Annotated in this window: 7 protein-coding genes; 6 read left to right on the forward strand and 1 reads right to left on the reverse strand. The window is 37.4% G+C overall.

Annotated features, from left to right (window positions below; genetic code table 11):
* Window positions 1–7: 7 nt before the first annotated feature.
* Window positions 8–1,276, reverse strand: a complete 1,269-nt coding sequence (locus H4J61_RS04850; RefSeq protein ID WP_182184155.1) for an MGH1-like glycoside hydrolase domain-containing protein — start codon at window positions 1,274–1,276, stop codon at window positions 8–10.
* 254 nt (window positions 1,277–1,530) lie between these two features.
* Here H4J61_RS04850 and H4J61_RS04855 point away from each other — a divergent pair, with 254 nt between their 5' ends.
* From H4J61_RS04855 to H4J61_RS04880, 6 genes are all read left to right on the forward strand, one after another.
* Entirely contained in the window at window positions 1,531–3,984 is a 2,454-nt protein-coding gene (locus H4J61_RS04855) for a TonB-dependent receptor plug domain-containing protein (RefSeq protein WP_182184157.1), read from the forward strand.
* Window positions 3,985–4,067: 83 nt separating this feature from the next.
* Window positions 4,068–5,648 (forward strand): sodium:solute symporter, encoded by a 1,581-nt coding sequence (locus H4J61_RS04860; protein ID WP_182184159.1) that lies wholly within the window; start codon window positions 4,068–4,070, stop codon window positions 5,646–5,648.
* A 42-nt stretch (window positions 5,649–5,690) separates the two neighbouring features.
* Window positions 5,691–6,959: a glycerate kinase gene (locus H4J61_RS04865; protein WP_182184162.1), complete on the forward strand. Its 1,269-nt coding sequence runs from the start codon at window positions 5,691–5,693 to the stop codon at window positions 6,957–6,959.
* Between the two features lie 144 nt (window positions 6,960–7,103).
* Window positions 7,104–8,261, forward strand: a complete 1,158-nt coding sequence (locus H4J61_RS04870; RefSeq protein ID WP_182184164.1) for an ROK family transcriptional regulator — start codon at window positions 7,104–7,106, stop codon at window positions 8,259–8,261.
* Between the two features lie 586 nt (window positions 8,262–8,847).
* Window positions 8,848–9,471 carry a tyrosine-type recombinase/integrase gene (locus H4J61_RS04875; RefSeq protein ID WP_182184167.1) on the forward strand — a complete coding sequence of 208 codons (624 nt, stop codon included), beginning with the start codon at window positions 8,848–8,850 and terminating at the stop codon, window positions 9,469–9,471.
* A 400-nt stretch (window positions 9,472–9,871) separates the two neighbouring features.
* Complete coding sequence (locus H4J61_RS04880; RefSeq protein ID WP_182184169.1) at window positions 9,872–10,093, forward strand: hypothetical protein; 222 nt, start codon at window positions 9,872–9,874, stop codon at window positions 10,091–10,093.
* Window positions 10,094–10,314 lie beyond the last annotated feature (221 nt).

Raw genomic sequence — 10,314 nt, forward strand, 5'->3', positions numbered from 1 at the left:
CTAAACTTTATAACAACCAATGTAAAGCTATTGCCGCAGTCCAAGAAAAGTTGTCGCCACCACACCCTTCGCCAGTTTCTGCATTAAAGTATTCAAAGTATTTAGACTTTTTAAATAATATGTCTGTCTTTTCTTTAACTTGTTCAGCAGTTTCAGAATAACCATTCAACTCAAGACCCAAAGCAATCATCCAGTTAATATGTAACCAAACGGGCCCACGCCAGTATCGTTGTGGCTCGTATTTGCTTTCTCTTGGGTCTGTTGATGCCATAGCATAAGCGCTAGCAGACATCCACTCAACAGCTTCTTTAGCCAATTTTTCTGCTTGCTCATCGTTAGCTAACTCACCAAATAACGTTAAAAATCCGGCATTTGTTTTCACTTTACAAAGCGAGTTTGTTATTAAGTCTTTAGAATAGAAGAAAGAAGTTTCTTCACACCATAAGTCGTTTATTGCATTTTTTGTTAGACCCACACTTGCTTTTAAGCTTTCAATGTCTGGTCCTGTCACGTTGAGTTGTTTGCACAGTGCAAGTAAATCTAAAGTCGCACGTTGTAAAATTGAAATAAGACTTACGTCATTCGCCTTGTAAGGGCAATCACGATAAATGTCATTACTATCAAAATGTTTATTTTTAAAAAATTCGACAAGGTACAAATATCTATCATATTGCTCTTTATGAGGTCTTTCAGATGCATCGATATGATTCAAGTCTTGTCTTTGATATTCCCAAGTTACCTGAGGAACAGCATCAAGTGCACCATCCCAAGCAGGGCTATTGTCCATGCCTGATTCCCAAGGATGATAACTTACAACTAAGCCTGTTGTTTCTGGATCTCTGTCTCGATACCACCAGAGGTGATATTGAATTAAACTGGGTAAAATTTTTGCTAGTTTTTCATCTCTAAGTTCAGCGTCTTTTGCTTCTTCAAAAAGCATTTTGACTATTGTGGTCAATACTGGAGGTTGAGAGATAGAAGTACTTTTAACTAGCTTGTCTGATCCCCAAACATCAGGACCTGGAAAATAGGTATCAGATTCTTTATGGAAAAGAATATGTGGGATCATGCCATCTTCCCATTGCCCACTAATCAAAAATTCTAATTCTTGCCATGCTCTAGGTTCATCAAATTTCATCCAACCAAGAGCGGTAATAGCGGCATCCCAATTCCATTGGAATGGATATAAACCATGTGTTGGTACGGTATAACCATCTACATCGTTTTTATATAAAATATCTTTTGCTTGCTCTATTAATTTGTCATTGTTTTTCATAATATCCCCAAATTTTTAACATTACATGAACCCGATGTGGGTATTAAAACACTATTCAAAGTCACTTATCAAGATATTAATACTTATTTTGGGTTGTAATGGCAAAAACTATATGCTTAACTGTAGTGAGTAATTAGTGAACAAAATTAAACCAAGTGAAAAATATTGAGTTCAGTTTTGATAGATAAATTGCTGAAAATAATATGACTAAAAAAATAAACATAAACATGTAAAATGAGAAATGGGGAAATAAAATGAAACTAACTAAATTATCAAAAATCATTATGATGGCGCTTGCAACATCAGCAAGTACAGCATGGGCAGCAGAAGAAATAAAAAAAGAAAAAGATGATACAGAAATAATTATTGTCACTGGCTCTAGTGTAAAACGTACAGAAGCAAACACACCCGCTAAAACAACCTTGTTTAACAATGAAGATATATCTCGTCGAGGTTTTACTAGCCAAGCTGATATTCTAATGAGTGTGCCGGGTATCAAAGTAGAAGGTGGTGGTGGTGAAGTTGCAACCAATGCTTTTGTTAGAGGTTTACCCTCTGGCGGGCAATTTCAATTTACGCCATTAAATTATGATGGTATGCCTTCATTTCAATCGGGTATGTCATCTTCAGCACAAGATGTTTACTTTAGACCTGATATTGGTATCGAAAGAGTAGAATTTGTTGGTGGTGGTGTTTCTAACTTATTTGGCCCTGGTTCAGTGGCTGGTATCATTAACTATATTTCAAAAACGGGCTCTGATGTTCCTGAAAGCACTGTTCAAGTTGAACTTGCAGAAGATGGCCGCATGAGAACTGATTTTTTCACTGGCGGCGCCTTATCGAGTGACGAAAACTTATACTATGCTATGTCTGGTTATTATCGTCACGATGAAGGTCCATTAGATACAGGATTAGCGACTGAAGGTTATCAATTACGCGGTAATATTCTTAAAGAATTCAATAATGGATTTTTGAAGGTTTCAGGTCAGTTAATTAATGATTCAGTACAATTTTTCTTACCTTTACCTTTAGATGGAGGAAGCCGAGAGCGTTTAACCGGTAACGACGGTGAGACGGTATACGTTGCTCAAACAGTGGCGGCTGCTGAACTATCTTACCCAACATCAACAGGTAAGTATGAGTCAACAATTAGAGATGGCGTTTCAACAGAAGGTGGTTCACTTGCTGTCCACTTCGAGAAAGAGCTTACTAGTACTTGGACTTTAACCGGTAAGGCAAAAGCGGCAGATTACATACATACGTTTAACTTATTCCTTGATGGTGACGGCGTAGCCAACTCACCTGAGCCGCAAGATGGTTATGCTGCTAACCCTAGTCATGGTTTCGGTGGTGAATCTTTAACTGATTTATACGGAACAGCTAACTACACATGGTCTGAAACAGGTAATGCTTTACCTGACGATTATCTTTTATTTGGTAACCGTTTATTAGACCGCCAACGTGATGGTAGCTTCTATAGTACTGAATTTAACCTTACCGGTGCATTACAAGGCAGCACATTTGATCATACCGTTAATATAGGGACTTTCTTTATTCACGCAGAGCAGATGGACTACAATATTATATCAAGTTATTTAGCCGATTTTTCTAACGGTAAAAATGCTCGCTTGGTTGATCTGTCTTTCACTGATGACCAAGGCAATGAAGTTCAGTACTCTAAAAATGGTGTTGTAGGTCCTGGTACCAGTTATACCAATAAGCGTTTAACGTCTGATCGCGTAGCGATTTACGTCACAGATCAAATGGAAAATGACACCTGGGCAATAGATTTGGGTGTTAGGGTCGAGCAGGCAACAGGCACGCAAAAATCTGAAGGAAGTGAGTTTGTAACCGTTTCTAACGATCCTGGTTTAGCGCCTAACCTACAAGTTAATAAAGCAGGTAATGGCCAATTTACTTACGGTGAAGTGTCAACTACTGAAGCGGCATTCTCAGCGGCTGTGCTTTATAAAATGGATGACAAAAACCTTAATCTTTACGCTAATGCGTCACAAGGTTATTTCTTCCCACAACTAAGAAGTATTAAATTCGATACCAATGGCGAACCACAAAGCTACGAAGGTGAAGATATCACGCTAGCGTCTATTGGTTTTAAATATTTCCCTGATGACTTATACATTGATGCTTCATTGTTTATGGCCAACTTGGATAATAGACGCAACGTTGATTTTGTAAATGATGGTTCTGGTGGCCTTAAGGAAACTGTTACTACGCTTTCAACAGCAACCCAAGGGGCTGAAGTCATTGCGCGTTGGAATATTTCTGATGAATTTACGGTAGATGGTAATGTTACTTATCAAAATGCTGAATTCTCAGAAGGTGCTAATGATGGTCTAGAACCTGCCAGACAACCAGAGTTCTCTGGTAACCTTGGTTTAGCATACGACAATGGTTTTCTTGATGCACGTTTAGCCGTAAGTTACTTTGGCGATAATTTTGCCAATAACAGTAATACGGTAAAATTAGACAGCCACAGCATTGCAACCTTTGATGTTGGTTATACTTGGGAATTTGCTAATGATGAGCAAATTAGATTAGGCCTAGGGGTGTTTAACGCTTTTAACAGTGAGGGAATTACTGAAGGTTCACCGCGCCAAGGAAATAGTCAGGTTTCTGGTGGAGATTTCTTCGTTGGTCGTCCTATTTTACCACGTAGATTTAGCATTACTGCACGATACGATTTTTAATCGGTAATCGCTAACCTAAGAGCATGTCATGTTAATTGGCATGCTCTATCTCAATGTAATATTCACTTTAGGATACACTTTTCATGAATTACTTTGATTACGGTATTATTTGTATTTACCTTTTTTTACTCATATTTATGGGGTATAAATTACGTGGTCAATCCACCAAATCTGACTACTTTTTAGGTGGGCGTACGGTAGGTTGGAAACCGTTAACTTTATCTGTTATGGCTACGCAGCTCTCTGCAATCAGTTTTGTTTCAGCCCCCGCATTTGTTGGTCTAAGAGAAGGTGGCGGCATGCAATGGCTGTCTTACGAACTCGCTGTACCACTTGCGATGATTTTAGTACTAAAAACAGTACTGCCGGTATTATATCGTTCAGGTGTTGTTAGTATTTATGATTATTTAGAACAACGATTTGGTCGTTCTTCTCGTTTATTAATTAGTTTTGTATTTCAATTTAGTCGAGCATTTTCTACCGGTATTATGATTTATGCAGTATCCCTGATACTTATTGCCACTATGGGGATTACACTTTGGCAATCTATTGTTATTGTCGGGGTTATAACGCTTCTTTATTCATTGCAAGGTGGCATGAAGGCGGTGGTCTATGGTGATGCCATCCAAATGGTTATTATCATATTAGGTACTATCGCTTGTGTTTATTTTGGCTTAAGTAACTTGGGCGGTATCGATGAGTTAGTTGCTAATGTTGACCATTCTCGTTTACAAGCTATCAATTTCTCTTCGTTTGGCACTGAAGGTGATGGTTTCGGCTTTTTACCTATGGTTTTTGGTGGCATTGTTTTGTACGCATCTTACTATGGTTGTGATCAAACACAGGCGCAGCGTGCTTTATCAGCTAAAAATACAACAGACTTAAAAAAGATGATGATGGCGAATGGTCTTTTACGTTTCCCTATTACCTTACTTTACTGCTTTTCTGGATTAGTTATTGGCACGCTAGCCATAACGGACGCTAACTTTCTTCAACTGATCCCTGAGGGTAAAAGTGACATGATGATGCCTGTTTTTATTATCAATTATTTACCTCACGGTATGATTGGTTTATTAATTGTTGCTATTTTGTCTGCCGCAATGTCGTCTTTAAGCTCAACAATCAACTCACTTTCAGCGGTATCAGTTGAAGATTATTGCCGTATTACCAACAAAGAACCCGATGATAAAAGTTACATGATCTATGCAAAATATACTGGGGTATTTTGGGGTATAGTTACGCTAACTCTTTCATTATATGCTGGCGATATTGCAGCAACGGTAATCGAAGCGATTAATAAAGTAGGCTCGGTATTTTATGGTCCTATTTTAGCGATATTTATTTTAGCTGTTTTTGATAAACGACTAAGCGCTATTCAAATTAATGTCGGTTTATTAGCGGGTGTTGCCTTTAATATTTTCCTATGGCTTTGTGTGCCGCAACTTTTTTGGTTTTGGTGGAATCTAGTGGGTTTAATTGTAACCAGTTTAACGGCCTATTTGGTGCTGTTATTTACCAATAATGACCGGATAAAATACAACCCTTCGTTAACATTGCTTTCCAATAAAGATGACATTTTAACGACAAAAGATATTGTTATTCTCGTGTCCTATTTTGTGGCTATGATTGCGGTATGTCTTTCTATTCCAATGCTTTTTATCTAAATCAATTTACTTTCACTTTTAATACATCAGCAAGGCAAATTTATGAATTCGTCAAAAATCTTTTTACAAGATTTGTTTATTATCGCAGTCAACGAGAGTTTACCCTCTGTTTGTATGCTTAAATACTTGTCAAATATTGACGCCAGTAAAGGCTTATGTGTTATTGGTGCAGGTAAAGCATCGGTTGATATGGCAAAAACCATGTATGAATATTTTGGTGATAAGTGTTATGGCACGGTTGTCACTCGCCACGGTTATACCACAGAAAAAAATATTGGTACTATTAAGATATTAACAGCGGGTCACCCAATTCCAGACAAGGATAGTCAAGCTGCGGGTAAAGAAATATTAGCACTTGCCCAAGATACACCTGAAGATATTCCTGTGATTTTTCTCATCTCAGGCGGTGGCTCTGCATTAATGTCACTACCGATAGATGAAGTAACCTTTGATGAGAAAATGCAACTCAATAAATTTCTATTGGGTTGTGGTGCTTCTATTGATGAAATTAATGGGGTACGCCAACAGCTTTCTAAAGTTAAAGGTGGAAAGCTTTTACAAGCAATCAAAGGGAAAAGTCACACCTTAATCATTTCAGATGTTGTGGGTGACGATCCTAAAATTATTGCCTCAGGTCCAACTGTAGAAAACTCAACTACGGGTGCACAAGCGCTATCGACCTTAGTTAAATATGGCTGGCAGCCTATATCTTCGGTTGAAAAAGCACTATTGCAAACTAATACCAATAAAGTAAAGAATATCGATACTCAGGCTAATAGACATAAATTAAGTATTATGGCTAATGCACGTCAGTCTATCGATAAAGTTATTGCTTCTATTGATTTATCAAAGTGGCAAATTCACGTGATCAATTATGACGAAGTAGGCGATGCGAATGAAGTTGCTAAGCAACACGCAGCGCTTGCGTTAGCGGCGTATGAAAGTGGACAAAAAACACTGTTATTTTCAGGAGGAGAACTCACAGTTACCTTAGCTAAAAATGCGGGTCAAGGTGGGCCAAATCAGCAATATATGCTCGCACTAGCAATTGCCCTTAACGGCGCAAAAGGTATTTGTGCGCTTGCCTGCGATACCGATGGTATTGATGGCAGTGAAGATATTGCTGGAGCGTATATTGATGAAACAACCTTAGCTCGTGCTCAGGAAAAAGCACTACAACCAGAGCAATTTTTAGCGTCAAATGATAGCTACAACTTTTTTAAACCGCTTAATGATTTAATTATTACAGGCCCTACACATACTAATGTAAATGATTTTAGAGCCATTATGATTGATCCCTTTGAAGGTTAATTTATACTACTAACTCAAGCAGATACGAGGCAATATAATACAAAATGGCTTGTAAAAAAAAGGTTATAAATAATAAAGTTTAAAACTGATATTTCTACAACGCTTGCTGTATTATATTAGGCTAAATTAAAACAAGGCGGCTTTATGCTCTCATCAAAGAACAGTATTCATCTAAGAAGTGGTTTTGAGCTTAGTAAAGGTGGCAAGTTATTTCAAGATGCCGAAAGAGAAGTTTTAAAGTTAGTGTTTTGGTCAAAAAACGTCAATCAAAGAACCATAGTGGAGACTACAAAAATTCCACAACAAACTGTCTCACGTATGGTAAAGAACCTCTTGGATAGGGGGATTTTATGTCAAACTGACAGAATATCGTCTACATCCAGAGGAAATCCAAGTTTTGATCTGGAAGCTAACCCGTCATTTGCCTACAGCTTCGGCTTGTCGATCTTGCTTGATGCAATCGGTATAGCATTAATGGATTTTGCAGGAAATGTTATTGAGACTCACTTGGAAGAGCTTAAAGACATGAGTATTGAAAATGTCTTATCGCATTCTGAGGTCATTATTGCCAAGATAATGAAAAATAATCATATCCATGAATCAAAAGTACTGGGTATCGGAGTAGGTATTTCTGGTTTCTTTAGCTCGATGGACGGCAAAATGAACACCCATCATCTGATTGAAGAATGGGCACAAGTCGATATTGCTGAAATTATCTCATCACGTTTCAACTTACCCACTTGGGTTGTCAATGATGCAACTGGTGCGGCGGCAGGTGAAGGTATTGCCGGCGTTGGTAGAAACTATAAAAACTTTGTTTATTTTTTCATTTCGTATGCTTTTGGTGGTGGCTTAGTATCAAACAATGAAATTTTACTTGGCACGTACGGTAATGCTGGGGAGTTGGGTGATATGTTGCCTTCTAAAATATACTCCCACCCTAATATGGCATTATTAAAGCGAATTTTGATCAAAAATAATATTGAGGTAAATTCAATCTACGATATGCATAAACATTTTGATGTGAATTGGCCAGGTGTAGACGAGTGGATTTATAAAGTACAAGATTCTCTGGATTTGGTGGCCACAGCTTGTTCTGCATTGCTTGATACTCAAGCCATTGTACTAGGCGGACATATACCTGTTGCCTTGGCAGATAAATTGATTCCAAGAATTGAAGTATATGCGCAATTTCGTCGGGGATCTCAACGACCAAGACCAAAAATTGTCACCGCTGGAGTACAGGAAAATCCAGTAGCCGTCGGCGCCTCAAGTCTGCCATTAAGAAAATTATGTTTATAAAAAACTGACTGAATAGCTTGATGAAATGATGACGGACTTACTGCCCCCCATTATCATTATCTTTCTTGGAATCTGCAACCATTGTTAAATTTGGTTGTAAGCGCTCAAGTAACCACATTGCGACACTCACCCTTTTGGGTAAAGTTAGATACTTTCAAGTGTTTGAAATCCCTGTTAATTATTTTATAAAGTGAACTTATACGTCATTATCCTATGGTTCTGGTTGCCTGAATTTCCAAGCATTGCACCCTTATCCAGCATAGTATAACAGCACTATCAACTGTCTGGTTTGGTGGCATTTTTCGCATTTAGGCTTAACAGGTTATTGGCAAAAAGTTATTATCAAATAACTCATATCTTCATCTATGGTGAACGTCCGCTATCAGGAGACGGCTAATACAGTATTGTTGTTAAGCCATGTCCGCTGTAGATCAAAACATACAAAATTTTTTGTCAAAACTCTAAAAATGCTAAGGTCAGCAAAGTGGCATTAGTTAGCGTTAAGAGGCGAAACACCAACGGCAGCTATGAGCTTGAAGCTCACAATAGACCATACTTGGTTCTCCATTAATAACGGAGAACTATCATGTTTTCTTTAACCGTTTATAAACCAACTGAGCCATGGAATAAAAACAAAATTGTTGGGCAAAAATTACCACTTAAGCTACAACAAATTTGGGCAATCCGAATCAGATTAGAATTAGTGAATAACATAAGAGACCTTGCGCTTTTTAACCTTGCTATCGATAGTAAATTGAGAGGATGCGATTTAGTTACTCTAAAGATTCGAGATATTGCTCACGGAAAAATTATTCAGTCGAGAGCCATTATTGTTCAACAAAAGACGGGATTACCCGTTCAATTTGAACTTACCGAAAATACACGTAATTCAGTTCAAACTTTAATTACGAATTTTCAACTAAACTCAAATGATTATTTATTCAAGTCTCGTATTCATTCATCAGAACACCTATCAACACGTCAGTATGGAAGAATTGTTGATGCTTGGGTTTCCATGATTGGTTTAGATCAAACCCAATATGGAACTCATACGATGAGAAGAACGAAGCCATCATTGATATACAAAAAAACTAAAAATCTACGAGCGTGTCAATTGTTGCTAGGTCATCGAAAGCTTGAAAGCACTGTTAGGTATTTAGGGATTGAAGTTGATGATGCTCTTGATATTTCAGAGAGTATCGACTCTTAGGTTTTGTGCCAGATCCATAACTGGTATCTGGCAACAACGCCACCATTGCGGTCGTTCATCATCAAATTATTAATGCTAACTTTGTGCTCTTTATAGCATTTAATTTTTTGCCATATATTTTCTCATGGATCTTTTATGACATATTACTGAGCCGGCTCAGTAATACACCTAAAAAAAACAAAAACGTCTATTTCATTGATTTTATTGTAATTAATACCGTTTTCTATGAGGGATATTACTGCGTGGGCTTAGTAACATACTATTTTTGATAAAAAAGTTGATTACAATAGTTTCTAATGCTTTGAAGTTATGGGATATTAATGCGAATTAAATAAAAATTATGAAACAGATATTACTGAGCCGTATACATAATAAGCTGTTATATGCACAAGGAGGTCAATTGAGCATTGCTGAACTACTGGACTATGTCATTGTTCTACTTATCTCTGCCTATGGAATCGCCTTTTTTGGTGGTCATCTTAAGCAATCTAAAACTTCACCAGCACTAATTTGGGTTAATAATAAATATCCTCAAGCACCAAAGTATTTGGTGTATATTGGTATTTTTGTTTTTTCATTTAATGCTTTTGGCTTAATAAAGGCACTTATTATATCTATCTAGTATTTGGCATATAACAAGCAATTCAACAAGGACAAAAAACAGCGGGCTTTTGTCACTTCGTTCCTATTTTAGCCCACTATTTTTTGCCCGTTAATTGGGCGTTGAGGCTGTAGAATTTCTCCAAAAAAGACGTTTTTGCGTTTTTTTTACATTTGATGAGTTGGTTGTTTTTTAAGCTTGAACTCCGTTTTCGTCTGTGATCTAATAGATATTATTCACCA

Source organism: Colwellia sp. MB3u-4 (assembly GCF_014077065.1).
In the GTDB taxonomy this organism is placed as follows: domain Bacteria; phylum Pseudomonadota; class Gammaproteobacteria; order Enterobacterales; family Alteromonadaceae; genus Cognaticolwellia.

Bases quoted from the DNA above. Each gene is read 5' to 3' on its own strand.
- H4J61_RS04850 (WP_182184155.1), bottom strand. From the start codon at position 1,276: ATGAAAAACAATGACAAATTAATAGAGCAAGCAAAAGATATTTTATAT.
- H4J61_RS04875 (WP_182184167.1), top strand. From the start codon at position 8,848: ATGTTTTCTTTAACCGTTTATAAACCAACTGAGCCATGGAATAAAAAC.
- H4J61_RS04860 (WP_182184159.1), top strand. From the start codon at position 4,068: ATGAATTACTTTGATTACGGTATTATTTGTATTTACCTTTTTTTACTC.
- H4J61_RS04865 (WP_182184162.1), top strand. From the start codon at position 5,691: ATGAATTCGTCAAAAATCTTTTTACAAGATTTGTTTATTATCGCAGTC.
- H4J61_RS04870 (WP_182184164.1), top strand. From the start codon at position 7,104: ATGCTCTCATCAAAGAACAGTATTCATCTAAGAAGTGGTTTTGAGCTT.
- H4J61_RS04855 (WP_182184157.1), top strand. From the start codon at position 1,531: ATGAAACTAACTAAATTATCAAAAATCATTATGATGGCGCTTGCAACA.